The organism is Colwellia psychrerythraea (assembly GCF_000764185.1).
GTDB lineage: Bacteria > Pseudomonadota > Gammaproteobacteria > Enterobacterales > Alteromonadaceae > Colwellia > Colwellia psychrerythraea_B.
Genome location: NZ_JQEC01000002.1, coordinates 239,424 through 265,151, shown reverse-complemented (window position 1 = coordinate 265,151; position 25,728 = coordinate 239,424). Strand labels below are relative to the sequence as shown.

Genomic DNA, 25,728 nt, shown 5'->3' with positions numbered 1-25,728 from the left:
GTCTCAGAGATTAACTAAACAGGCTAAACACATTATTGTTTGATAAACACTCATAAAAAAGCACCTAGAATCATTGCTGAGACTAGGTGCAAAAGTGTAAGAAGTTAACTTAATTTATTTTAATTCATGTTTAAGTTATTGTTATTTCTTCCAAACACCAGCAACACCAGGTTCTTCACCTTTAGTCCACCAACTGGCGGTATAAGTTTCGTTATTATGCGATACTTTATCTCCGCCGTTGTAAACTAAATCTGCACGCCATGCCCTCACTTGACCATCATCAGGAATTACTTCCGACCATGCGCCACTTTGATCTGGCTGTTCACCTTTAGTCCACCAATTGGCTTTGTAAGTTACTTCGTTATAAACAACAGTATCGCCAGTATTATAGATTTTGCTGCTGTCCCAAGTACCCGTTCCGCCAGTAGTTTTGTTAGTTACTGTTACAGTGAAGCTTTGTGAGGTAACGGCAGAGCCATCACTAACATTTACACTCACTGTATAATTTGTATCAGCAGTAACATCCCCAGCAGTTAAGCTTACATTGGCACCTGAGCCTGTAATGGTTAAACCTGCAGGTACTTGCCAAGTGTAAGTTAGTGCGTCGTTATCAACATCGCTTGCAGAAACTGCGATGTTCACTTGCATTGCTTCTTCTACCGTTACATCACTAATAACGTTAACAACAGGAGCGGTATTACCCGTACTTGGCGCAACGACAGTTAATGTTGTAGATTTACTAACACTTGCTTTACCGTCTGATACGGTTAGCGTTAATACATAGTTCGTATTTATTGTCACGGTACTTGCGGTAATATCAACAGCAGCGGCATTAGTTACGCCCGTTGTTAAGGCACTATCAATGGTCCAGCTATAGGTTAGTGCATCATTATCAGCATCCGTAGCGCTTGCCGATATAGTGATCATTTGTGCGGAATCGACAGAAAAATTATTTGCTAAAGAGATAACAGGTTTTTTGTTAATTGGACCAACACTACCACCTAAACCTTCGTGCATTGCATTAAGGATATCACCATTATCAGCATCAATTTCCCAAGCAAATAAACCACCTAAACCACTGGCTTTAACATATTGGCCTTTAGCCATAACAGAGCGAGGGCTATCGTAAGTTACTAATGTGCCTGATTGTTTATTCCAAACATAAGCAGCATCAGCCATTTCATCATAGCCAACTTCAAAACCATTAACACCAGTACCAGCAGCGCCAACCATATGTTGATCAAGGCCTTTGTAATCAATAATACCTGCTTCCCAAACTCCTTGGGCAGTAGAACCAGTCAATTTACCGGTACCATCAGCTGTCATTGGATTGTCTAAAATAGTGGTATTATCTGGTGAAACACCTTCCCAACCACGACCATACATTGCTGTACCAACAACAATCTTTTTAGCAGCTACGCCTTGAGCTAATAATAAATCTATCGCATTAGTGATGGTATAAGCAGGACCTTTACGTGGTTCACCGTTATCATCTAAGCCAGTGCCATTACATTCATCAACACTTATATGGCTACCACAATTTAAACCAGTTTGATGACCAGTAACGTTGTTCCAACCACCAAAGAAGTCATAAGTCATGGCGAAAATGTAGTCCATAAATTGTGCCGCTGCAGCATAATCTACATCTTCAATTTTGTCATAACCTGAGCCAATAGCTGAAGTAAGCTGATATTCACGGCCTGTTTCTGCTTCTAGCTCATTTAACATAGTGCGCAACTCTTGCATTAAAGCAACATAAGCTGGGCCATCGTTAATTGGGTCACCTAATGTTGGTGAAGCGCCACTGCCTCCTGGAAATTCCCAGTCAATATCAACGCCGTCGTAGAATTTCCATGTTTTTAAGAATTTCTTCATGGAAGCGACAAAGACATCACGATTAGCTTTTTGAGTAAAACCGTAGAAAGGGTCTGATAAAGTCCAGCCACCAACAGAAGGTAATATTTTTAAATCAGGGTTACGTTGTTTTAACGCCATTAACTGCGCGTAAGTACCACGTATAGGATCGTTTGAATCAATCCCCGGCAAGGCTTTTTGGACTGCTGCCCACGGATCATGAATAACGACTTCATAATCGGCTGAGCCAGCACAGGCTTTTTCTAACGCACGCCAGCTATTGCCATTCTCAATCTCTTTAAGTGACTCATTAGCGCCACAAATTGGAATGAAACCGTATAATAAATGGGTTAAGTTATCGGCTGGTATTTGGCTGACATCGTAGCCACGGCCGTAAATGCCCCATTCAACAAAATAAGCACCCACCACATTATCAATTTGTGTTGGATAAGTGCCATTATTTGGATCTATATTCATTGCAAGTGGCGCTAAATGACCACCATCGGTATCAGCAATGACTATTTCTTTTTGTGCGCTGGTTGCACATACAGTGCCTTCACACAATTCGATAGTCATTTGATGACGACCAGATTGATCATAAGGAAAGTTAATTACGCCGCTTTTGGTACCAGCACCAAAAGTGCCTGCATTTACCATAGTATTATCGAAATATACTTTGTAATTATCGCCACCAGAGCCGCTCCAAGAGTTCCATTTAATAGAGATATTAACTTGCTCTTTGGCTTTAACTATATCTTTATAAGAGCCTTGGCCTTCTAGATTTACTTCTACAAAAGAGTAGTTTTGCGGAGTCCAATCAATGCTGGGTGCAGCAGGTGCTGCAGCAGCGTGTTGTGATGATAGTGCAGCACTTATTGCGCACATGGTGAGTAGTTTTTTGTTCATAATGTCCTCTTATTATAATATTGCTGTTTGATACCAATGGCATGTTCAGCATTGTTGTGTAAGTATTCTTATTTTTGGTTCTCTTAACGCTTTAAAGTTTTTGCCAAACATTACTGACATCAGGTTGTTCACCTTTAGTCCACCATTTAGCTTGATAATTAACTTGTTGATAACTTACAACTGCGCCTTGAGAATACTCATTCTGAGCATGCCAAATTGCCGTGCCGCCATCGTTAGGGGATTCGAGTTGCCAAGCATTACTGTTATCCGGCGCTTGGTTTTTGTTCCACCATTTGGCTGAATAAACCTTGTTTTCATAGCTAACTTTATCGTTAGCCGAATAAGCGGTAGTGCTGTTCCATAATGGGACGGTAGGGTCTACCACACTATTTTTCACCGTGACAGTAAAGCTCTTGCTGGTAGTTAACATACCGTCTGACACAGCAACACTAAGGTTGAAGTCAGTATCTGCTTCAACCATAGGAGCGGTAATCGTGATATTGGCATCATCTCCTGTGTAAGAGATCTCATTGGGTATTTGCCAAGTGAAGGATAAATTAGTTTGCTCATCATCAAAGGCATGCACATGAATAGATTCAGTAGCAGATTCGGTGATAACAATATTGTCGATATCATGGACTATCGGCGCAGTATTTACTGGTACTGCTTGGACAGAAAGCACAAACGTATACTCTTTATCGGCGACATAGGTGACATTACTGAGTAGGTTTGTTGAATCAAAAGTGATATCACCCTGGGAATTTTCTACGCCAATATTGAGTAGGTGGCTGTAACCTAGATTTAACGATTGCGCAAAATCACTTGGCCAAGTTGCTTGATTTAACTCAGTTATCGCGAGCTGTTGGTTTATTAACTCCTGGCCTGTAGCATCGAATAACCGCAAACTAACGGTTTCTCCAACGTTTGCTGTTTGCCCCTGTTTTAAGAAGAAGCCAGCGTCAAACCAGGTGTCAGGCTGAACGTTATCTCGTACTATGGAAATATCACTACAGTTATAAAACCCTTCTCCTGCCACGTCATCACGCTGCCAACGGCTATATAAAATAGCGTCGCCCACTCTATCCGCAGGAATGTTGACTTCCATTTGATAAAAGCGTCTGTCATCAGCATCTTTGATAAAATCGATATTTGCGTGTGACTGCACCAAAGTAATATCTGACCAAGTCAATGGCATCGTGTCGCCGTCATAACTTGCATTACTTAAATAAAACTGCCAAAAGCTTGGATTATGTGGTGTGGTCGCCAGAAATTTTATATTGATGTCACCATTAGTATTAGGGACTACTTCACTACGCTGCCAGTGAGGTGAGGGCAGGTTCATACCTTTTTTCTTGTCATCACCACCTGCACACAAAGTGCCGTCGGGTATATTGGCTTTTACGGCAACTAAATTAGTAAAGTCGCGGGTGTTTATTGCAAATTCATGCAGTTGTACAAATTGAAAGTGACCAGAGCTTAAGTATGCGGCACGACATGCGGCATTGGGGATATTTGAACCATCTTCCGGCCACCAATAACCTTGCTGTAGTTCACAAATTGCTTGGCGAGCCATTGGACTGAACATATAGCCATGGGCAGAAACTTGCGTACTGATGGTAGATAAAACACTGGTTAGTGCTAAACCCATAGCGATTGAAGTAACTTTTAGATGATTTTTAGACATAGCTTTCTCCTAGCGATAAATACCGAAGTATTTATCGCTGCTTATTTTGTTAAATTAACGGTTTAGTTTATAAAAGATTTATCAGGCGTTATAAATTACAGACACTATCCCAGTCGCTACCGCCAGGCTCTGAGTTGCTCCACCACTTAGCTTTGAAAACAGCATTATTGTGCACAACCATATCGCCTTGATTTGCATGGCTAGAATTACCTTGCCAATCTTTTTGAGGGAACTCTGGATAAACAGATAAGGTAGCAACATCAATACCGTCACATGTTGTGTCGTTTCCGCCGCCGCCATCACCGCCACCACCAGAAGTTGCTTCCGGTAAATTTGGGTATTCAGCTTTGAAGGCAAATACTTTTCCGTCTTTCTCAATAGTGAAGTTAACCGGACCACTAATTGGCATGTAATACATCACTTGAGCATTCACCGTTTGACCTGGATTAAATGACTCTGTTACGCCGCCCCATTCATTGGTTAAGGTGATTGAAAAACGATGGAAATCATTTTCAAAACCACCAATATTATTGCCGGCGCTATTTGAGGCGTTGTGATCTATAGCCATTTTGAGTTTCTTGGTCGCATTCCAGTTCGACTTGAATATTGCTGAGGTTGATACCGGTACATCAAATGATATTTTAGCGCCTGAAAAATCAATGGCTGAGTTGTTAGTAAAGGCAAAAGTTGGACTGATAGGGTAGTTATCATCTCCCGCTGGGAAGTCTTTAGCGATAAAGCTAACATCAACCATTTCTGCAGGCTTAACAAAAGTCTTGTTACCTTTATCAATACCATATGAAGTACCACTTTGATTAAATTTATCATAAGCAATAGAGGTCATGGTTGAGCCCATAAAATACTCACCTTTGACTGCGTCATAAGCAAAATCACCAGCAAGTTCCCAGAACATTACACCGCCTAAGCCGTTATTAATCACGTAATCAACCTTAGTTGCCATCGACTCTTCATCTTCGGTAGAGATAAAGACTTTTTTACTGTCATTCCATAACCAAGGTGCAATGGCAGCGCTGTCATAATGACGGGTATAAGTGCCCGTTAATTTATCACTAGCATCATTTACCGGATCAAGGCCGTAAGCAGCTGAGTAACTACCAATAATGCCTTTTTCTAAGTTTTTGACATGCCATAGTGGATTTGAGCCAGCAGGGACTTCGCGATCATTCTCAGTATCATGCCAAAGGTTATCTATACCGATAGCGCCATTACCACAGTTGTTTTTATCGCCTTTACCAGTACCTTTTGGACAATTTTCTTGATCAGGGAGAGCCGCTTGGCCCCATAAACCATTAGTGCCACCAGTAACATCTTTAAAACCACGAGTGTAATAAGGAATGCCAATATTGATACGACCAGCTGATAATCCTCCGCGGAAATACTTAACCGCCCAGTCGGTATTTAAATAACCAATGCCTTCAAACTCTTTGGTGCCATAAACGTCCCATGCAGCCAGCTCAGAATCTAAACCGGTATCAAAGAGCGAGGCATTGTGACCTACGTGTGAATTCCATGCACCGTGCAAGTCGTAAGACATGATATTTACGTAATCAAGATATTGTGTAGCTTGGAAGGTTTCCATACCACGTAATAAGTAACCTGAAGAGGGTGATGCGATAGTAAGTAAATAATGTTTACCTGCAATCTCTCCTGCTATATCAAGGCTTTCACGTAGTGATTTCATTAATACTTGATAGGAAGCATTGAGGTGTGCTCGACGAGCATTTGAAAAAACAAAATCGTCTGGATGACCAGAGTCAGCCATTGATGACGGATACTCGTAATCTATATCAATACCATCAAAACCGTATTTTTCAATAAACTCAACTGCGCTGGCGCTGAACGCCGAAATACCTGCTTGATTTACACTGCCATCAGCATTAGTGGTTAGAGTGTAAAAACCACCATCAGCGACTCGGCCGGTGTCATCAAAGTGACCACCTGTTTCTGCCCAACCACCCACAGAAACCAATGTTTTCACCTTAGGGTGCAATTTTTTATATTTATTAAGCAGATTGAAGTGACCCTTGTATGGCAAGCTAGGATCAAGTTCAGCACCTACGATACCTGGCCATTCCATATTGGTAGCAGGGTTGTTTGGTGAATTAGGATCGCCAATTGATACTTTATGATTAGTGTCTACATGAGCAAAAGCGTAGTTGATATGGGTGACCTTGTCCCAGGGAATATCATTAACTAAATAACTTGGCTGCTCGTTTGCTCCGTTACGCCAACTGGTGAAATAACCAATAACACGACGCGGGTGATCTGCGCCCATCAACTCACGACCATCTTGATCGTAAATCGTACAGTATGGTGTGTTTACGCCTGGTGTTTGGTATAAACCTTCAGGTCGACAAGCATCAGCATCGTTACCCGTTTGTCCGTCAGTAACTACGGCAAAGTTAATTGCATTACTTAAAGATGTTGCACCTTTGTCATCGGTTGCTTCAACCGTAAAAGCTTGCTGGCCTAAAGTTGTTGCTGTCCAGACAAAACTGCCAGAAGTAGCATTAATAGTATGTATTACCACATCATTTTCAAGTAATGATAATTTTGTGACTTGCCCATCGATATCAGTACCTGAATATTCAAAGGTAATTGCATCACCAATTATAATTTTGCTAGGTAAGCTCGCCATAAGTATTGCTGTGGGCGCTTTATTTACTGGTGGTGTATCTTTTGCAGTTACGGTTAAGGTAATACTTTCACTGCTTGTTTGTGCGCCTTTATCATCAAAAGCTATGGCTTTTACCTTATGGTTTCCTAAGGCTGCAGACCAAGTGATTTCATAGGGTGAGTTGGTTAACATAGTTAACTTTACATCATCTAAATACAGCTCAACTTTTTCCACGCTACCATCTTCATCGGCAGCACCTACAGAAAAGACAACGCTGTCATTTTCAGTGAAAGAACTATTTTTTGCAGGTGAGATGATAGCCACCGTAGGTGGAATGTTATCCGTGATGCTATCATCACAGGTGCCGAGGTTTTGCCATTCTTGCCATTGGCCTGAATGAGTAACTGGGTTGGTTTTGTTCCACCAGTTCGATTTAAAGGCTTGTTCAGCTGTTTGAACCATTTGACCGGCAACAGATACTTGACCTGTTTGCCATTGAGGTAAATCAGTACAGTCGTATGTAGTCGCGTAAACAGTGTTACTGAGTAAAGCTACAGATATTGCCCCTAATTTGAAGGCATTTTTTATTAGTATTACATTTTTCATATTAATTCCTTTTACATTTTTTTAACATTGCAGTGGTTACGCCTTTTAAAGCTAACACATAAAAAACAAAGGTCAATCTGTCGTCATTTGCATACAAAAATAAACCGCTCAATATTTAGCCGTTATTTAACCTTTAAAATCAATGATTTAAATTATTTCTGTTAGCGACAGTAAATAGATAAGATTTCAACCAAATTTAGACTTTGTCTGCGGTGTTAATGCTTTGTTAATTTTTTACAGCCTGTTGCTGAATAAGGCTCTGCGGTTGAAAAAACACCTATCACCCTATTTGCTATAAGATATATTTAATTGATATATGTAAAGGTTTGTGTTTTGTCTGAATGGCTTGAAAATTTGAATAAAATTAAACGTTTAGTGGATATTTATTGGAGCTTTTACACTAATTGTTGTTTGATTAACATTAAATGAGTAAGTTATTAAAGTGTACTTTTGTAAAGAATATTACTGCAGTGTAAGTTGAATTTATACTGGCGGAGTTAACTCTACAGATAGAAAGTTAGTTAAAGTAACTGACCTAAAAATACTGTGGAGTTATGCGCAATTATGGGTAACAGTAAACTATCTGTTTTTTCTCGTAACCATAGTAACGCCAAGCCATAAACACTTGAAAATATGATACTGATATAAAAAATATTCCAATATGAATTTTGCCAAATTAAGCCATTAACCAAAGCAAAAAGTAGCACCAATAAAACTCCAGCAATATTAATTTTTGCTCCGTAAATAAGGTAATTAGCAGAGCTAATAGCTTGAGACATTACATAGAGTAATACTCCTCGATAAAGCAGTTCTTTATCTAGTCCAAGCATGATCGCTAAAAAGAAAAGCTCCTCAGGATCGGTTGAACCATCGTCACCGCCAAATAAGCTAGAAAAGACAAATCTACATGCTAACAGTAGCAAGAGCATCTTTATGGCAGGAATTACTGAGTGTGGTGCTTGCTTAAAAGTAAAACCAGCATCGGCTAGCATAAAGTTTTTCTTAAGTAGCGATAATAGCAATAAGACAAATAGACTGAATAAAATCATGGAAAGTTTATCAGCCCAAGGCCAAGCTAGGCTGGAAAATAAGCGGTCTAGGGGAAGAAGATCGGCGTTAATACTGGGTGCGAACCAATAACCTATAAATAAGGCTATACTTGCTAGCGACCAGTTAAGTTTAATTTTAATCAGCTTTAGGTGTGATAAAGCAAAACACAGCACAGCAATAATGGTGATATAAGCACTGACAGGGATTAGTAAATCAACCATGTAATATGGACGGCTCTATATAAGTTGCTTATTTTTATTTACTTGAGCATAACATGAGAGTGCTATCTAGTAGCCGTCGTTGGGATATAAGTTAAATAAAGATAGAAACTAGCAACAATATCCAGTATTAATTTCATGAAAAATATGACAGTTCACTGTCGTCTAGCTGAGCTGTTCTACCACGAAAAAGCATTTTCCTAGTCGAAAAACCGACCAGAATAGTCCGTTTTTTATCATTATTGTTTTGAAATATTTTCAGCTTAAGCTACAAATTTGGCGTAGTTCTATAGTCGATTAATTACCTAAACCTAATATAGCTTCTTCAAAAATCTGATTATCGTCCAGTGTTTTACTGATCAACATAACGCCTTCTAATATTGCAATAGTTTTAATCGCATTTCTCTTAGCTGCCTCTTTATTATCGGGTGCAATAACAGTATGAGCTTGTGTTAACCAAGCTATATTACGTTCAAAAAAAAGCTTAGTTTCAATGAGCACTTTATCAGGTAAACTGTCAGATTCTGCCCCTAATAGTCCACACAAGCACATTTTCTTGTCCTTCACCAAGGCCTTTCGAAATAGATTGATGTAGACATCGATTGGATTTTTACCAGCGGCGTACAATTCATCAGGATCTCCTAATGCTTTCAAGAATTCTTCAGTGTATTGATGAGCAAGAGCGGCACCGAGATCGCTCTTAGTCGGAAAATGATAATGAACGCTTGCACTTTTAATGCCCACTTCAGTCGCCAGCTCACGAAAACTAAAATTATTATACCCACCCGAACGTACCTTTAGTTCTGCTGCTTTTAATAATTCTTCTTTTTTAGACATAATCAATACTCCTAATATTACCTTTATTATCTATCAGTAGGTAAGTATTGACAACATTTAACAATGACCTCTAGCGATATTCGGAAATTTAAATTATTTAATATTTGTTTAAATTAAAAAATAGTCCCTGGATAGCCTATTAAAGTTACGTTTACTGCAAATTATTTTGACCAATTCAGTATTGATATTACAAAGTTAAGCTACCTATCAGTAGATAGTTCTTGACAAGGGTTTGTGTTGGTCTTTATTATGAGTCCACTACCTATCACTAGGTAGGTTGATTTAATTTACTTATTGGAGAATGAAAATGTCAAACACATCTATAGCGTTAATTGTTGGTGGCTCATCTGGTATGGGTAAAGAAACGGCAAAACGCCTACTTAATCAAGGCACAACCGTAATGATTTTGTCTCATGACCCAGCTAACTTAGCCGCGGCAAAAAAAGAATTAGAGTTGGAAACGGGTGGGATCGTCGAAACGGCCCAGGTAGATTTGTATGATTCTGCTCAGGTTAAGCGTTTTATTAGTCAAATAGAATCCGAATCACGACATATTAAATATTTGGTTAATGCGGCTGGTTTCTTTAAACCAATAAGCTTTGTTGAACACTCTGAGCAAGACTATAACGCTCAAATGGACATCAACAAATCGTTTTTCTTCATTACTCAAGCCGTTGCCAAGAACATGCAAATACACACAAGTGGTTCAATTGTAAATATAGGTTCGATGTGGGCTCATCAAGCGGTAAAAGCGACGCCATCATCAGCGTATTCAATGCAAAAAGCGGCGCTTCATGCATTAACTAAAAACTTGGCTATTGAACTAGGGGAATTTGGTATTAGAGCCAATGCCGTAGCACCAGCCGTAGTGCTGTCTGACATTTATAAATCTTTCATTCCTAAAGACGAAATTGCAGGTGCACTACAAGGTTTTACCGATTTACATCCTGTCGGTCGTATTGGCTCACCACCAGATGTTGCCGATTCTATTGAGTTTTTATTATCAGAAAAGGCAAGTTGGATCACTGGCACTGTACTTGATGTTGATGGTGGAGTTATGGCTGGTCTCAACTAATTTGCGAGCGAATCTAACGGGTGGCGTTAACAATAAAGCCACCTTTAACTTAACATTAGGAATAAAATTATGAAATATTTAGTCAAAACATCATTAAGTCTTTTCTTGGTCATCATAAGTGTATTCACTTTAGCAACAAATGCTTATGCTAATGCTTATGCTAATGCTGATGGAGCTAAAAGAGTGCTTATCGTTATGTCACCTGAGAGTGCAATGGGAATTAGCGAGTGATTCACATACCATTAAAATGATAGAAGATTTCTACAATGCGGGTAAGCAAATTGCAATGGTATGTCATGCTCCAGCTATCCTTCGTGATGCGAAGAAACTTAATGGTGAATCCTTAGTAAAAGGATTAACCGTAACTGGTTTTATGAACTCAGAAGATGATGAACTTGACCTTTCTCGTCATCTTTTATTTTCACTGAAAGACATGCTTAAAGACAATGGCGCGAGCTACTTATTATTGAATAAAAGCAATCAAATCTTATTTCAGCTTTTAGCTATCGGTTGACCTAAAGAACGACCGATAGCTTCTGCTTAAGGCATGTTTTTAAGCGCTAGGTTGCGTCATTTTTTCGGCTTGTAATATATCAGCTAGTTGCTCATCGGTTAATAAATTTTGTTCTTTAATTAAAGTGATGATTGACGCACCACTATTAAGTGCTTCTTTGGCGATCTTAGTTGAGGTTTCATAACCTAAATAAGGATTAAGTGCCGTGGCTAAGCCTAAGCTATTATCGAGAAGCTCTTTACAGCGACTTTCATTGGCCTCAATGCCGCTGATACATAAAAAGTTAAACATATTAACAGCATTAGTTAATAGATTTTGTGAATCAAGTAAATTCACCGCAATTAAAGGCTCCATGGCATTTAATTGTAATTGTCCTGCTTCAGCAGCCATGGTTATCGCCATATCGTTACCCACTACTTGATAGGCACATTGGCTAACCGCTTCAGGGATTACTGGATTAATTTTTCCTGGCATTATTGAGCTGCCCGGTTGGCGAGCAGGTAAACTAATTTCGCTTAACCCTGCTCTTGGTCCCATGCTTAATAATCGAAGATCATTAGCAATTTTAGATAATTTTAAGGCTAAGCGTTTTAACGTCGCTGAATAAATAACAAAAGCGCCCATATCAGAACTGGCTTCAATTAAATCTTCTGCTTCAGTAAATTTAATGCTGGTTAGCTCTGATAACTTCTCAATAGCTATGCTGCCATAACCTTTTTGAGTGTTAATGCCTGTACCTACCGCCGTACCACCTAAGTTAATTTCAGTTAATAATTTACTGGTGTTTTTAATTAACTTGATGTCTTCTCGTAAGGTTGAGGCAAAACTTTTAAATTCTTGTCCTAGCGTCATAGGCACAGCATCTTGTAGCTGAGTTCTTGCTAATTTTAAAATGCCAGAAAACTGTTTCGACTTTTGAGTAAAACTTGCCACGAGTTGTTCAACAGCGGTTAATAATGATGCTTGCTTAAGCAATACTGCCAAGCGCACTGAGCTTGGATAAACATCATTGGTTGATTGCGACATGTTTACATCGGTATTGGGATGTAAATATTGGTACTGGCCCTTTTCATGGCCAAGCAATTCTAGGCCAATATTTGCTAATACTTCGTTGATATTCATATTGCTTGAAGTACCCGCACCACCTTGGATCATATCGATAGCGAAGCTTTTGTTAAACTGCCCTGTATGCACATATTCTGCTGCTTTAATGATGGCACTGGCTTTGACTGTGTCTAAAGACTTTTGTTGTAAGTTGGCAGTGGCACAAGCCGATTTTACATACGCCAAAGCATTAATTAATTCTGGGTAGTCAGTTAACTTTTTTCCCGATAGTTTAAAGTTATTTACTGCGCGCTGGGTTTGAATACCATGGTAGCAATCTTTTTGAATTTCCATGGTGCCGAGTAGGTCTATTTCTAACCGATAAGTGTTGTTTTTGTTGAGTGCTGTGATACTGGTTGACATTGTTTTTACGGGTAAGTGAGTAATGGCGCTAAGGTAATAATTGCTAAGGGTAATTACCAATGCCTATTTGAATGACTAGTTATGCAAGTTGTGCATAAGGTTTTGTTAGGCTTTTATTTATAGGTGATTATAAGTTTAGCTCCTGAAAATGTTGCCAGATTTTTTCTTGAAAAGAATGCTGGTTATGCATTTTTTTAGCGCGATATAACCTTAATGATAATTCTGGCTGCCATTGTTTGCCCCCAGCAATGACTAATTGCTGAGTAGCCAATTCGGTCGCTAAACTAAATTCAGGGATCCAAGCAACCCCCAAACCTTTTAAGGCCATCATTTTTAAACTATCTGCCATAGGCGACATCAGCATTTTGTTAAAATTGACTTGCTGCCTTTTATTTTTAAGTAAGCTGCTAACAACTCGATCGAGATAAATATTCTCTTGATAAGCTAAGTAGGGGACGCTACTTTTTGGCTGCGATAATTGATAGATAGGCTCACCTTGTTCGTTTGCCTTACAAACGGGTAATAATTTCACATTAGCCAATAAAATAGAATCGTTGTGAAAGGCATCAAGTAAGGGATCACTAAAGGCGAGTAAATAGTCGCAATGCTTTTGTTTTAGCAAGTTGGTGCAGTCGTCAGCATCAGCAATTTTAAGCTGAGTATCTACGGTAAAGGGCAATTTATTAATGTGTTCAACAATGGAAGGAAAAACACCAATAGATAATGTATGTGTTGCTGAAAATACTAATGGCGTGCGCAAGGTTTGTTGTTGTAATTCTTCACTGAGTAAGTCGAGCTCGGTAAGTAAGTTTTCGGCGCGATTTAAAAAAATTTCACCAGATACGGTTAGTTGTAGTGGCTGATGTAAACGATTAACCAGCTTACAATTAAGCTTACTTTCCAGCGCTTTAATTCTACGGCTAAAAGCGGGTTGGCTGACATGCCTTAAGTCCGATGCTTTGGAAAAATTACGGGTTTGCGCTAAAACGACAAAATCTTTAAGCCACTTAGTGTCTATATTCATGTTTTATTATTCATTTGGGCTTTCTACTTGCATTATCATTAGCGATTAGGTTTTTAAGTAACTTCAAATAGAAAGTTAAAGCTAGTATTTCCAAAAGTCATAATAGCTAATTTATCGTAATAAATACTATTTTTATCATGCACTACATAAGGTGAATAGGTAAAAAAGACTAATAAATGATTCTTGCCTTTAAATTATCGCTAAGTGTTAATTTTCTTATGCGGATTGGTAATCATTACTTAAAAGTGAACGTATTAAGGTTTTTGATACTGAGGGTGTAGTTTTAAATAATCACACCAAACACTAAAGTGGGTATGGTTAAAGCGGATGTCGGTGGCTGTGTACCACTTCGACGCCTCAATTGCTTTGAGTCGAAATAGAATCTTATGTCCATCGATGGCAACATGACAAATTAAATTCTTCATGGTGGCATTACTGACTTGTACTTCTGCAAAACCGTTGATATTACGTTGATGTTTTACGGTGATTCTAGGCATAGCTAATACACTTATAGAGAGCAATAGCAAAATGAAAAAAGTAAACGTCTTACGAAGCATAATTCTATTTTTTAGATAATTTAGCAAATAATATTAAGTTTAGCATTGAAAGCTAATTAAGTGTCTCCATAACTTATAACAACGCAGTAATTTCATGCTTGTCATACCGAGCTGGTATTACATAAAGTTCAATTACAATATTATAAAAAGAACCTGCTCATTAGAAGCATTTACAAGAGATAAAATCATGGCTAAATTTGAACCAATCAGAAAAGAACAGCACGAACACCTTAAACTTGCTAGCAAGCGCGAACTTACCCATATCGCCAATCAACATATTGTTTCAGTAACAGCAACTGAATTTGCTCAAGCATCAGCTAGCTTTCCTGTGGTTTTAGTTAAAAATCCAGACTCTCCACGCTACCGTAGTGTTGCTATGTTAGGTCTAGAATCAGGTGAGAATTTATTCTATAAAGATAAAAAATGGACTGGTTTGTCTTTACCTCAAAGTGCTGGCATGGCACCTTTTGCTTTAGGTATTGATCCAGAGAAAGAAAATACCTTAACAGCTTGTGTTGATATTGAAAGCGAACTGGTAGGTGTAGATAAAGAAGTGCCGTTTTTTGACGCAGAAGGTAAAGAATCTGAATTGTTAGTTAACGTACAAAAATCTCTTGGTCGTTTATATGAAAGTGAAAAAATGACTGAGAACTTTATTAAAGAATTAGAAGAAAATGACTTACTTCATGAGCTAGAGTTAGATATTAACTTAGCTAATGGCGAAAAGAAAAAGCTTACAGGCCTTTTTACTGTTAATGAAGACAAAGTTAAACTGTTAGCTGATGATAAAGTCTTAGATTTCCACAAACGTGGTCTATTTGTACCAATTTATGCCATGTTAGGTTCTCTAGGTCAGCTTAATCGTTTAGTGCAACTTCGTAACGATACTGGGAACAATCAAATTGCTGGTGTTCAAATTGCACCACTAAACAAGCAAGAAGCACCAGCAGAAGTTGCTGAGAGCTAAAATAATCTTTTGGCCGAATAGCCTGAAATTGTTGAAATAAAAGAGGCTTAGGCCTCTTTTTTGTTACATTTAGTTAAAAAAAGTTACTTTTGATATTCCTGTGTTGGTACACCTGTGGTAATTTACAGGCTGTAGTGATTTATAATAACGAGAATAATATGGTCGATAAGAGTAAACTTTCTAAGGACATTGAAGAACAGATACAAAGCTTAGCAAGTGATGTTTACATTCAAGTTGAAGATAAATTAACTAGTTTGATAACTGCTGCTGTTAACGCTCAAATTAGCCAAAATTCTGGACAACAAAGTGAAAATGCCTCTGAAAAAGAGCAAAGTTTAGCTAATGAAGTGAGCCAATTAAAGCAAACCATTGCTGACAAGAAAGCAGATGTCGAGCTTAATAAGCAAAACTTTCAAGTAGAACTTACTCAAAATACCATTAATTATACTGAAACTATTGAAGCCTTAGAGAAACAAGTATCAAGCTTAAAGCAGCAGAAAACATTGCAGCATGACGAAAAGCAGAGTAGTGATAATAAATTAGAAGAAAAATTACTCGAAACAGAACAAAAGCTCAATGATAAAACCCATGAGATCGATGGCTTAAATGGCCGTATTATGGTGTTAACAGAGCAAGAACATAACTTAACTAACCAGTTAACCTTATCTAAAGAGCAAGCGGAGTCTGCTAGCGCTCAGCAAATCGATTCACTTAATGAAGCTAAAAAAGAAGTAACAGCCTCGGCCCAGCAAGAAATTGATGCTTTTGCTGAAAAGCTGCAACATGCTAAGAATGAAATCAGCCATGCTAAAGCAGAAGCATTGCAAAGTAGTGACAAAGCTACTGCAGTTTTACAGCAAAAAATAAATTTACTAACAGAGCAGATTAAACAAGAACAAGACAGTAAAGCTGAATTGCAACAGCAATTAAGTGGCTCGCAAAAAACGATTGATACTGAACAAGATAAAACAAAACAAGCAGTACAAGCAAGCCAAGACCATCAAGCAGAAATTGCTAAGTTAGCAGAGCAAGCTGAGCAGATAAACCAAGAGCATCAGGCACAAATTGAGAAATTAGCTGATGCAGCTGAGCAAAAAAGCCAAGAGCATCAGGCAGAAGTTGTTAAGTTAGCAGAGCAAACAGAGCAAAAAAATCAAGAGCATTTAGCGATGCTTGGCAAACTTGATGAGCAAGCCGCGAGTGAAAAACAAGCTCGGCTTGATGAGTTCAAGGTAATCAATGAGGAAAATGCGCAAGCCAAGCAGTTACAAGTGACAGCACAGCAAACAATTATTGAATTAGAGAAAAACAAAGAAAAACTTACTAAGCAAGTTGAAACAGAGCAAAATGATATAAAACTGTATCAGCAAGAAGTCGCTGTGTTAAATGAGCAAGTTAAAGTTGCTCAAGACGGACAAGAAAACGTCCTGCAACGTTTTAATAGTAATCGTGAAAAACAAGAAATTGAAAATAGTAAAGTGAGAGAAACTATTAAGTTTTTACGTGATGAAAATCATGTTCTCATTGGTAATAATAGTGAGCAAGAAACTAAATTTACTGAGCAAATTAATGAGTTAGAGCACAAGTTGACTGAATATCGTTTGAAATTTGAATATGCTCAAAAGCAATTAGCTAACTAATTGTCCTGATATCTATACAAGTAAATAGCCATACAACCAAGCTTATTCGCATTTTGAGTAAGCTTGGGTATAATCCAGTTAATTATCGCAACTGAGTATTTATCTAAGTGGCTATCCACCTTCCTTTTGCCAAGTTAAGTCATTGGCATCAAATTGCTTTTTCTGCAGCGCTTCTTGAGCGTATGTTACCTAATTATCAGATGTTTAGTGAAGCCGCTGATTTTGGTAATGCTAAAGTATTACGTAATCAACTCGACATTATTTGGCAATGGCTTGATAACAGTAATACGGTAAAAATTAATAGTGATGCCCAATTACTCAAATTAGAAGCTGAAACTCCTGATCCTGAAGCGTTTGACTCTTTTGGTGTCTTTCCTGCACTTGATGCCTGTATGGCTTTTTCGGCTTTATGGCAATTAATGCAAGTTAAGCCATCGAAGAAACAAAAAGCAGCAGAAATTGATATTGACGATATTCAAAGTATCAGTCGTCTATCTCATAATAGTGTCAGTTATTATGTTGAGTTGCTGTTACTTCAAGAAGCCGAAGATGTTGTTGAACCTGATGACGTCGCGGCATTAGAAACGCTTGTTATCACTACTGAACAAATGAGTGAACATCCACTCATGCAATGGGAAAACGACACCCAAAATGAGTTGTTCGATTTTCTAAAATTTGCCGCCGCCGATAAACGTACTTGTAAGTTAGCTAAGCAGATGAGCTTATCTGAAGGTTTATCTAATTTAGGCATAGAGATCGCTTAATGGTTAACTGTGGCAAAGTCAAAGCTATGCCAAGTCAAACTATCAAATAAAGCCTCAAATAAAATTAACAACCTTAATACAGGAAGCTAATATGAAGTTATTTAGTTATACAGTGTCTGCAATGATCTTGCTTGTGTCATTTGTTGCACCAGCACACGCGAATAGCATTACTGAAAAAAATGCTAATATTGAACAAGCCATTGCCAAGGCGATGAATACCTTTCAAGTGCCTGGTGTTGCTATAGCCATTGTCAAAGATAACAAGGTGGTGATGAGTAAAGGTTTTGGTATTATTGAACAGGGAAAACCAGCGAAAGTCACTACAGATACCTTGTTTGGCATTGCTTCTAATACTAAGGCCATGACCGCAGCTTTATTAGCTAACTTGGTTGATGAAGGTAAATTAACTTGGCAGACTAAAGTTATTGATATTATACCTGAATTTCAAATGCCCGATGCCTACGTCACCCGTGAGTTCACTATTATTGATTTATTGGCTCATAATTCAGGTTTAGGTCTGGGGGCCGGAGATTTGATGATTTGGCCGCACACGAGTTTAACAAATGCTGATATTCTTAAAGGTTTAAGGAATTTACCCGAAGTATCTAGTTTTCGTAGTGAATTTGCTTACGATAACTTAATGTATATTATTGCTGGTGAAGTGATTACTCGTATTACTGGCCAACCTTGGACTGAAGTTATTCAACAGCGTATTTTTAGCCCTTTAGGTATGAATAATACTCGAGCTACTTTTTCATTGATTGACAAGAAAAATATAAATGTCGCTAGAGCACATGTACCACTTGATGGAAAATTAAACGTAGTGGGTGGGGATTTCTTAGAGAAATTTTCATCAGCGGGTTCTGTTGCTTCTAGTGTTAATGATATGAGCTTTTGGTTATTGGCTCAGCTTAACAAAGGTGCATATGGTGACATACTTGATGAAGATAGTGCCGATGACAAGGCACCTCGGTTGTTTTCAGCTAAGCAAAGTAGAGCAATGTGGCAACCGCGTACTTTATTGTCTGTTTCGGATAAAGCGACTCGGCAAGATAAAACGCACTTTGCTGCTTATGGTCTAGGCTGGTTTATGAAAGATTATCATGGGGTGAAGTTAATTCATCATAGCGGTGGTATTCTCGGTATGGTCTCAAAAGTGGTATTAGTGCCAGAAGTCGATCTCGCTATGGTGATTTTAACCAATCAGCAATCAGGTTATGCATTTAATGCTATTTATCTACAAATTCTAAATGAATATCTTGAGTTGCCTGAAAAGGACTGGGTCGATTTTTATCACAAAAAGCAGCAAAAAAGTAAAGCTAAAGAACAAAAACGCTTAGCTAAAATGGCTGACTCGGTACAGAAAAACTCAGCACATTCGTTAGCATTACGTGATTACGCCGACACCTATGTTGATAATTGGTATGGCGAAATAGACATCAGTTTTAAAAATAATAAGCTGCATATGCAATTTGCCAACACTGCTGCATTAAAAGGTACACTCGAGCACTACCAACATAATACTTTTATTGTTCGTTGGCATGATAGAACGCTCGAAGCGGATGCTTTTGTTAACTTTAATTTAAACGAAGACGGTGGTATTAACTACGTCACTATGAAAGCAGTATCCCGGGCAACTGATTTTAGTTTTGATTTTCATGACTTAAAGTTAGTGCCAAAGTAATAAATAACCTGAACTCTGGATAATGAGTACTTGATGTTTAAGTAAAAAAAACAACTTATGGTAATTAAAAATTTAAAGTGCTGAATTAAATAGCAATATACTCTATCAATGCTTTAATTTATCCGATTATCAAGGCAAAACGTTTATGAATAACGGGTTATTTATCGACGTTTTAACGCTGAGAATTGGATGAAGGGGAATATTGAGCAAATACTGCTTATCCAGAGTTCAGGTTAAATAGCTGAGTATTCAGCCAATCAATAAAAAAGGAGTACTGTGATGTACTCCTTTTTTGTTTTCAATGTTGAGATTATGTCGATAAGTAGCGAGTATTAACGTAGAAATTTTGTTTTCGCTTGTCGTTGATGTATGACATTTTTGATATCTAGCTGGGTGTATTCATCAGATAGCTTTATCTTGGCCCCTTCATGATTTAACAACCATAATTTTCTTTCGATACCTCCAGCGTAACCAGTTAATGAACCATCACCACCAATAACGCGATGACAAGGTACAATTAAGGTAATAGGATTTCTGCCATTAGCGCCACCAACAGCCTGAGCAGCCTTGGGTTTGTTAAGTATTTTAGCTATGTCGCCATATGATTTGAGCTCACCAAAGGGGATTTGACTAAGGCAGTGCCATACAGAATGTTGAAAAGGTGTGCCTTGTGGATCTAATGGCACGGTAAAAATCTGACGACTACCCGAGAAATACTCAGTTAGTTGTTGTTTGCAGAGCTTGGTAATAGCATTAGTTTTGCTTTCAGGTTTCTCATTGCCAAAAAGCTCATCATTAAGCTTTTCGCCACAAAAAATTGCTTGGCAAATACCTTGCTCAGTTGCCATAAATTCAAATAACCCCAACGGGGTATCGAGATAGTCGATAAACATAGTAATGACCCTGTCGATAAACGGCTAATTAACTTTGATATTGGTAAAGCTGATAGATCACCTGACCAGTGACTTTTTCTTTTAGTAATTGCCAATTCATCGGGATCACTTGTGTGCTTTCCGCTTCCATTTCAACATAAATGAGTGCATCTTCAGCTAAGCCATAGTCATTTAATAATTGTGCTGCTTGCTCTACCAGTTGCTTTCTAAAAGGAGGGTCGAGGAATATTAAATCTAAAGGACTATGGACATTTTCTGCAGAATCTTGCTTTGGGAAGCCTTCTTTAAGGAATGAAAGCGCATCATTGTGAATAACCGTGACATTATCAGCATTCAGCAGTTCTTTATTTGCTTGTAACTGTTTCGCTGCTGCTCTATTTAGTTCCACTAAGGTTACTTGAGCTGCCCCACGTGAGAATGCTTCAAAGCCTAAGCTACCTGAGCCAGCAAAGCAGTCTAAGCAATTTGCTTGGTTAATGTATGGCATAAGCCAGTTAAAAACGGTTTCTTTAACCCTATCGGTGGTTGGCCTTAAACCCTCAGCCATTAATACGGGTAATTTACGGCCTTTATGTTTACCGGAAATAATACGAATTTGGCCAGTGCTTTTCCCTTGACCTCTTCCTATAAATGGCTTTTTATTTGTTTGCTGTTTTGCTTGTTTCATATCACTGACAATTTTGCTAATAAGTGCTAATATAGCGCCAATTTTATCCTTGTTTGGCTCTTATACCAAGTGGCAAATTAATTTGCTTAGTATTTTTCCAAATAAATTTATACTGTAATATATTTAGGTAGCAAAACGTGTCGAAGAAAAAAGGTATGCTGTCTTGGTTAGGTTTTGGCAAAAAAGCAGAACAACCAAGCGTTGAAAAAAGTGATCAAGAGACCCTTTCAATAGATGAGCAAGAGCAGATTACTGCTGAATCGGTAATTCAAGTTGAGCAGTCAACATCAGAACCAGTGTCAGAGCAGCAAGTTGAGAAGCCTGTTGTTAATGAAACTGAAGATGCCTCCGATGAGATTGTTGAGCCAAGAGTTGAACCTGTAGCAGAAGAAATTACACCTACTGCTGAGTTATCAACTGAAGTTGCAACTAGTAGTGAGCTTGAACAAAGTCCAGAAGCGAATTTATTAGCTGAAATGGAAGCTGCAGAACAAGATGAAGCTATTAAAGTTGAAAAGGTTGAGTTAGCGCCAGAAGTCATAGCTGAACCTGTAGCAGAAGAGCCTCTAGAATTTGAGTCGCTTGCGGCTGAACCAAATGTAGCTGAAGCAGAAGTCAGCGAACAAAGCGCAGTGGTTGAGGTAAAAGACGAAGGCAAGTTGGGTTTCTTTGCCCGACTAAAACAAGGTCTCAGCAAAACTAGACAAAACTTAGGTGGCGGTTTAGTTGATTTGTTTCGCGGTAAACAAATAGACGATGATTTGTTTGAAGAGTTAGAAACCCATTTACTGCTAGCAGATGTCGGTGTTGAAACCACCATGAAAATTATCGATTCATTAACAAAAAGTGCTAGTCGTAAACAGTTAAAAGATGCCTCCGCTTTATATGACTTACTTAAAGCCGAGTTAAAGAAAATTATTGAAGGCGTTAGTCAACCACTGGTTATCCCTGAAGGCGAAGGTCCTTTTGTGATGCTGATGGTTGGTGTAAACGGCGTGGGTAAAACCACTACTATAGGTAAATTAGCTAAGCAATTTCAAGCACAGGGTAAATCAGTGATACTAGCAGCGGGTGATACTTTTAGAGCCGCCGCTGTTGAGCAATTACAAGTTTGGGGTGAGCGTAATAACATTCCAGTTATTGCGCAGCATACCGGTGCCGATAGTGCCTCGGTTATTTTTGATGCCATTAGTGCAGCCAAAGCACGTAATGTTGATGTTATTATTGCTGATACCGCAGGACGTCTACAAAATAAAGCCCATTTAATGGAAGAGTTGAAAAAAGTCGTGCGGGTAATGAAAAAGCTCGATGTAAATGCTCCCCATGAAGTAATGCTAACCCTTGATGCGGGTACTGGCCAAAATGCGTTAAGCCAAACTAAGTTGTTTGATGAAGCTGTCGGACTAACGGGCTTAACCATCACTAAGTTAGATGGTACCGCTAAAGGTGGTGTTGTTTTTGCCATTGCAGATAAACACACCATACCTATTAGATATTTAGGTGTTGGTGAAGGCATAGACGATTTAAGGCCATTTGATGGTGATGATTTTATTGAAGCTATATTTAGCAATTAGCATTAAATTAGGTAAATGTGCTAAGTTAGATGAATAACAACGGCAAAATATAAAAATAATATGATTAATTTCAATAAGGTAAATAAAACCTACCCAGGCGGTTTTCTGGCATTAAAACAAGTGAGTTTTAGTCTAGAAAGCGGTGAAATGGCATTTTTAACGGGCCATTCAGGTGCAGGTAAAAGTACCTTGTTAAAATTAATCTCTTTAATGGAAAAACCCAGCTCAGGCAGCATACAAGTAAATCATACCGAACTTTCTGATATTCAATACAAGCAAGTACCTTATGTTCGTCGGGGTATAGGTATGATTTTCCAAAGCCATAACTTACTTAAAGACCGAACCGTTTTTGATAATGTCGCGTTACCTTTAATTATTGAAGGTGTCAGTCATAAAGAGATCAAAAAACGTGTAGCCACGGCGTTAGATAAAGTGCACTTAAGTGCTAAGTTAAAATGTTACCCGCATATGCTTTCTGGTGGTGAACAACAGCGAGTCGGCATTGCTCGCGCTATTGTTAACAAACCGCCAATTCTACTTGCCGATGAGCCTACAGGTAACTTAGATCCTAAGTTATCCTTAGATATTATTCGTTTATTTGAAGAATTTAATGCCGCCGGTGTTACCGTATTAATTGCTACCCATGATTTAGGTTTAATTGCGCGCATGAAATACCGTACCCTGACTCTCAAAGAGGGTACTATGATTAATGATGGTATTGTCGATGGTCTGCAAGCACAGGGGGCAACTGATGAGTGATATTCATAGTAGTGGCTTAAAAGCGCGCTCAAGTTTAGTCACGCGTATTTTAACTTTACCGATACGACATGTGCAGCAAGCGGTGGGTAGTTTAGGTAATTTGTGGCGTACACCTTTTACTACCGTGATGACTATTTTTGTTTTAGGTATTAGCTTGGCTTTACCAGCAACCTTACATCTTTTTGTTAAAAATGCTGAAGAAGTGAGTGAACAATGGGATAGTGCTTCACAAATCACTCTATTTCTAAGACTATCGACCAGTGAAAAGAGTGCTCAAAACCTAGTAAAGCGTATCAGCCTTTATAATGATGTTGCAGAAGTTCGCTATATCTCAGCCAAGCAAGCATTAAAAGAATTTAAAATATTATCGGGCTTTGGCCAGTCACTTGAATACCTAGATAAAAACCCATTGCCAGCAACATTACTGGTAACCCCAACTCAAAGAGCTAGCCAAGCACAAGCGGCGAATGCTCTATTAGCAAAGTTAAGTAAAGAACGTGAAGTTGAACAAGGAAAACTTGATTTAGAGTGGCTTACTCGATTAGAAGCCATGGCGCGTTTAATTGAAGATATTGTTCTCGGTGTGGCGCTATTATTGTGTTTATCTGTCGTGCTTATTGTTGGCAATACCATTCGGTTAGCGATATTAAATGAAAAAGATGCCATCGCAATTATGAAGTTGGTTGGCGCAACAGACAGTTTTATTCAACGCCCTTTTTTATATTCAGGTATTTGGTATGGTGTTTTTGGTGGCATACTTTCTTGTATCGCGGTGACATTACTTGCCTGGTACTTAGGTTACGCGATAAGTGATTTAACTGAGCTCTACCAAAGTAACTTCCAATTGCAAGGCTTAGCCGGCAGTGAAGCATTAATGCTCATTGCCTTTGCTATTCTACTTGCTTTAGTGGGGAGTTATATCTCGGTAAGCCAACATATTAAAGCAATAGAGCCTAATGCTGATTAGCAACTAAAGACCAGACTGATAACTTATCTCCTTGTTTATTCGGTTGTTTATTTAGCTCGTTAATACTGAAAAATAGCGCTATACATAAACTGTCACATTTAATTAATACACAATTTGAAAGATCATCTTGTGTTGCCCTTTCTATTAGGCTATGTTCATATCCTCGCTATCGCAAAGAGTGTCTATTTATGTTATTATCGCGGGCGAATTAAAGAAGAGAATGGAGATATTTTTATGAGTCAAACAATGCAACTTACCTTACCCAAAAGCGGTAGTATCGAAGCATATATGCAATCCGCGTATAACATTCCAATGCTAACGGCTGAAAAAGAGCATGATCTGGCTACTCGCCTTTATAACGACAATGATTTACAAGCGGCACAAGAGCTTATTATGTCGCACTTACGTTTTGTTATTCATGTAGCTAAAGGTTATTCAGGTTATGGTTTACCTCATGCTGATTTGGTGCAAGAAGGTAATGTCGGTTTAATGAAGGCTGTTAAACGTTTTAACCCGGAAGTGGGTGTACGTTTAGTTTCTTTTGCTGTGCATTGGATCAAAGCTGAAATTCATGAGTTTGTCCTTAAAAACTGGCGCATTGTAAAAGTTGCCACGACTAAAGCGCAACGTAAATTATTTTTTAATCTTCGTAAAAATAAAAAACGTTTAGGCTGGTTCAGTACTGAAGAAGTTAATACCGTAGCAGAAAGCCTAGGTGTAACAACTAAAGATGTTATGGAAATGGAGTCTCGTATGAGCAGCCATGACCAAGCATTTGAATTATCAAAAGACGATGATGATAATATTGGTGCTGGTAGTTTTTCACCTGCACAATATCTTGAAGACAAGCAATCAGATTTAGCGGTTGAAGTTGAAAATGATAATTGGGATAACCATGCTAATCATAAACTATCAACAGCATTGGTAACTCTTGATGAGCGCAGTCAAGATATTATAAAAACTCGTTGGTTAACCGAAGATAAAACAACCTTACAGGAACTTGCCAATAAGTACCAAATTTCAGCTGAGCGAGTTAGGCAGCTAGAAAAAAATGCCCTGTTTAAGCTAAAAAATACTATGATATTTGATTAACCTTAGTTAAAAAAATATTTTTAAAAAACCGACTTCTGTCGGTTTTTTTATGCCTGCAACTTTACTTAACTTGATTTAATCACATAGATACTTACAAAAAAATAAGCAGCTGAACGCTAATAATTGTCAATTGAGCTAGTAGCTAGTTAAAAAACGACCATGTCGGTCACAGGTGATAACACTATTGCCGCACAAAGACACATCTTTGTATCAAACTTAACTAAATTACAACACTTTAGAACGAACTTCTTCAAATAAATCGCGCAGTATAAATGTCAATTGATATACATC

General features: G+C 38.3%; 20 protein-coding genes. 10 read left to right on the top strand and 10 right to left on the bottom strand.

Features of this window, described 5'->3' with window-relative positions; genetic code table 11:
* Positions 1-141 precede the first annotated feature (141 nt).
* From GAB14E_RS21105 to GAB14E_RS21125, 5 genes are all read right to left on the bottom strand, one after another.
* A complete protein-coding gene (locus GAB14E_RS21105) occupies positions 142-2,760 on the bottom strand; it encodes a glycosyl hydrolase family 18 protein (protein ID WP_033080387.1) in 2,619 nt (872 codons plus the stop codon).
* Positions 2,761-2,851: 91 nt separating this feature from the next.
* The gene (locus GAB14E_RS21110) at positions 2,852-4,444 is read right to left on the bottom strand and encodes a lytic polysaccharide monooxygenase (RefSeq protein WP_033080386.1); all 1,593 of its coding nucleotides are present in this window, start codon (positions 4,442-4,444) and stop codon (positions 2,852-2,854) included.
* Positions 4,445-4,532: 88 nt separating this feature from the next.
* Complete coding sequence (locus GAB14E_RS21115) at positions 4,533-7,688, bottom strand: glycosyl hydrolase family 18 protein (protein WP_033080385.1); 3,156 nt, start codon at positions 7,686-7,688, stop codon at positions 4,533-4,535.
* Between the two features lie 521 nt (positions 7,689-8,209).
* The gene (locus GAB14E_RS21120) at positions 8,210-8,959 is read right to left on the bottom strand and encodes a CPBP family glutamic-type intramembrane protease (protein WP_033080384.1); all 750 of its coding nucleotides are present in this window, start codon (positions 8,957-8,959) and stop codon (positions 8,210-8,212) included.
* Between the two features lie 294 nt (positions 8,960-9,253).
* Positions 9,254-9,793 carry a TetR/AcrR family transcriptional regulator gene (locus tag GAB14E_RS21125; protein WP_033080383.1) on the bottom strand — a complete coding sequence of 180 codons (540 nt, stop codon included), beginning with the start codon at positions 9,791-9,793 and terminating at the stop codon, positions 9,254-9,256.
* A 307-nt stretch (positions 9,794-10,100) separates the two neighbouring features.
* On the opposite strand from GAB14E_RS21125, the gene GAB14E_RS21130 reads away from it, so the two are divergent.
* Together GAB14E_RS21130 and GAB14E_RS0122410 are read left to right on the top strand one after the other, a co-directional pair.
* Positions 10,101-10,868: an SDR family NAD(P)-dependent oxidoreductase gene (locus tag GAB14E_RS21130; protein WP_033080382.1), complete on the top strand. Its 768-nt coding sequence runs from the start codon at positions 10,101-10,103 to the stop codon at positions 10,866-10,868.
* 145 nt (positions 10,869-11,013) lie between these two features.
* Positions 11,014-11,382, top strand: coding sequence for a type 1 glutamine amidotransferase family protein (locus GAB14E_RS0122410; protein WP_197061132.1), 369 nt, complete (start codon positions 11,014-11,016; stop codon positions 11,380-11,382).
* 39 nt (positions 11,383-11,421) lie between these two features.
* On the opposite strand, the gene GAB14E_RS21135 is transcribed toward GAB14E_RS0122410, so the two are convergent.
* The 3 genes from GAB14E_RS21135 to GAB14E_RS21145 form a co-directional block, all read right to left on the bottom strand.
* A complete protein-coding gene (locus GAB14E_RS21135) occupies positions 11,422-12,849 on the bottom strand; it encodes an aspartate ammonia-lyase (RefSeq protein WP_033080381.1) in 1,428 nt (475 codons plus the stop codon).
* Positions 12,850-12,976: 127 nt separating this feature from the next.
* Positions 12,977-13,873: a LysR family transcriptional regulator gene (locus tag GAB14E_RS21140; protein WP_033080380.1), complete on the bottom strand. Its 897-nt coding sequence runs from the start codon at positions 13,871-13,873 to the stop codon at positions 12,977-12,979.
* 254 nt (positions 13,874-14,127) lie between these two features.
* On the bottom strand, positions 14,128-14,370 hold the full coding sequence (locus GAB14E_RS21145) for a hypothetical protein (RefSeq protein ID WP_231561958.1): 243 nt from the start codon (positions 14,368-14,370) through the stop codon (positions 14,128-14,130).
* Positions 14,371-14,617: 247 nt separating this feature from the next.
* Here GAB14E_RS21145 and GAB14E_RS21150 point away from each other — a divergent pair, with 247 nt between their 5' ends.
* From GAB14E_RS21150 to GAB14E_RS21165, 4 genes are all read left to right on the top strand, one after another.
* Positions 14,618-15,397: a SapC family protein gene (locus GAB14E_RS21150; protein ID WP_033080379.1), complete on the top strand. Its 780-nt coding sequence runs from the start codon at positions 14,618-14,620 to the stop codon at positions 15,395-15,397.
* Between the two features lie 134 nt (positions 15,398-15,531).
* On the top strand, positions 15,532-17,037 hold the full coding sequence (locus tag GAB14E_RS21155) for a coiled-coil domain-containing protein (RefSeq protein ID WP_156115636.1): 1,506 nt from the start codon (positions 15,532-15,534) through the stop codon (positions 17,035-17,037).
* A 107-nt stretch (positions 17,038-17,144) separates the two neighbouring features.
* A complete protein-coding gene (locus GAB14E_RS21160; protein WP_033080377.1) occupies positions 17,145-17,801 on the top strand; it encodes a YjaG family protein in 657 nt (218 codons plus the stop codon).
* 91 nt (positions 17,802-17,892) lie between these two features.
* A complete protein-coding gene (locus tag GAB14E_RS21165) occupies positions 17,893-19,485 on the top strand; it encodes a serine hydrolase (protein WP_033080376.1) in 1,593 nt (530 codons plus the stop codon).
* A 332-nt stretch (positions 19,486-19,817) separates the two neighbouring features.
* On the opposite strand, the gene GAB14E_RS21170 is transcribed toward GAB14E_RS21165, so the two are convergent.
* Entirely contained in the window at positions 19,818-20,378 is a 561-nt protein-coding gene (locus tag GAB14E_RS21170) for a methylated-DNA--[protein]-cysteine S-methyltransferase (protein ID WP_033080375.1), read from the bottom strand.
* A 28-nt stretch (positions 20,379-20,406) separates the two neighbouring features.
* The gene (gene rsmD, locus GAB14E_RS21175; protein ID WP_052093380.1) at positions 20,407-21,045 is read right to left on the bottom strand and encodes a 16S rRNA (guanine(966)-N(2))-methyltransferase RsmD; all 639 of its coding nucleotides are present in this window, start codon (positions 21,043-21,045) and stop codon (positions 20,407-20,409) included.
* 137 nt (positions 21,046-21,182) lie between these two features.
* Here rsmD and ftsY point away from each other — a divergent pair, with 137 nt between their 5' ends.
* The 4 genes from ftsY to rpoH all read left to right on the top strand — a co-directional run bounded on the left by ftsY (position 21,183) and on the right by rpoH (position 25,437).
* Complete coding sequence (ftsY, locus tag GAB14E_RS21180) at positions 21,183-22,619, top strand: signal recognition particle-docking protein FtsY (protein WP_414734047.1); 1,437 nt, start codon at positions 21,183-21,185, stop codon at positions 22,617-22,619.
* A 60-nt stretch (positions 22,620-22,679) separates the two neighbouring features.
* Entirely contained in the window at positions 22,680-23,378 is a 699-nt protein-coding gene (gene ftsE, locus GAB14E_RS21185; protein ID WP_033080373.1) for a cell division ATP-binding protein FtsE, read from the top strand.
* Positions 23,371-24,345, top strand: a complete 975-nt coding sequence (gene ftsX, locus GAB14E_RS21190; RefSeq protein WP_033080372.1) for a permease-like cell division protein FtsX — start codon at positions 23,371-23,373, stop codon at positions 24,343-24,345. The genes ftsE and ftsX overlap by 8 nt, the downstream gene beginning before the upstream one ends.
* Positions 24,346-24,579: 234 nt before the next feature.
* Positions 24,580-25,437: an RNA polymerase sigma factor RpoH gene (gene rpoH / locus GAB14E_RS21195; RefSeq protein ID WP_033080371.1), complete on the top strand. Its 858-nt coding sequence runs from the start codon at positions 24,580-24,582 to the stop codon at positions 25,435-25,437.
* The last annotated feature ends 291 nt before the right edge of the window (positions 25,438-25,728 follow it).

What these genes read in the sequence shown, in the direction of transcription:
- GAB14E_RS21105 (WP_033080387.1), bottom strand. Translation starts at nt 2,760, where the DNA reads ATGAACAAAAAACTACTCACCATGTGCGCAATAAGTGCTGCACTATCA.
- GAB14E_RS21110 (WP_033080386.1), bottom strand. Translation starts at nt 4,444, where the DNA reads ATGTCTAAAAATCATCTAAAAGTTACTTCAATCGCTATGGGTTTAGCA.
- GAB14E_RS21115 (WP_033080385.1), bottom strand. Translation starts at nt 7,688, where the DNA reads ATGAAAAATGTAATACTAATAAAAAATGCCTTCAAATTAGGGGCAATA.
- GAB14E_RS21120 (WP_033080384.1), bottom strand. Translation starts at nt 8,959, where the DNA reads ATGGTTGATTTACTAATCCCTGTCAGTGCTTATATCACCATTATTGCT.
- GAB14E_RS21125 (WP_033080383.1), bottom strand. Translation starts at nt 9,793, where the DNA reads ATGTCTAAAAAAGAAGAATTATTAAAAGCAGCAGAACTAAAGGTACGT.
- GAB14E_RS21130 (WP_033080382.1), top strand. Translation starts at nt 10,101, where the DNA reads ATGTCAAACACATCTATAGCGTTAATTGTTGGTGGCTCATCTGGTATG.
- GAB14E_RS0122410 (WP_197061132.1), top strand. Translation starts at nt 11,014, where the DNA reads ATGCTAATGCTTATGCTAATGCTGATGGAGCTAAAAGAGTGCTTATCG.
- GAB14E_RS21135 (WP_033080381.1), bottom strand. Translation starts at nt 12,849, where the DNA reads ATGTCAACCAGTATCACAGCACTCAACAAAAACAACACTTATCGGTTA.
- GAB14E_RS21140 (WP_033080380.1), bottom strand. Translation starts at nt 13,873, where the DNA reads ATGAATATAGACACTAAGTGGCTTAAAGATTTTGTCGTTTTAGCGCAA.
- GAB14E_RS21145 (WP_231561958.1), bottom strand. Translation starts at nt 14,370, where the DNA reads ATGCCTAGAATCACCGTAAAACATCAACGTAATATCAACGGTTTTGCA.
- GAB14E_RS21150 (WP_033080379.1), top strand. Translation starts at nt 14,618, where the DNA reads ATGGCTAAATTTGAACCAATCAGAAAAGAACAGCACGAACACCTTAAA.
- GAB14E_RS21165 (WP_033080376.1), top strand. Translation starts at nt 17,893, where the DNA reads ATGAAGTTATTTAGTTATACAGTGTCTGCAATGATCTTGCTTGTGTCA.
- GAB14E_RS21170 (WP_033080375.1), bottom strand. Translation starts at nt 20,378, where the DNA reads ATGTTTATCGACTATCTCGATACCCCGTTGGGGTTATTTGAATTTATG.
- rsmD (WP_052093380.1), bottom strand. Translation starts at nt 21,045, where the DNA reads ATGAAACAAGCAAAACAGCAAACAAATAAAAAGCCATTTATAGGAAGA.
- ftsE (WP_033080373.1), top strand. Translation starts at nt 22,680, where the DNA reads ATGATTAATTTCAATAAGGTAAATAAAACCTACCCAGGCGGTTTTCTG.
- ftsX (WP_033080372.1), top strand. Translation starts at nt 23,371, where the DNA reads ATGAGTGATATTCATAGTAGTGGCTTAAAAGCGCGCTCAAGTTTAGTC.
- rpoH (WP_033080371.1), top strand. Translation starts at nt 24,580, where the DNA reads ATGAGTCAAACAATGCAACTTACCTTACCCAAAAGCGGTAGTATCGAA.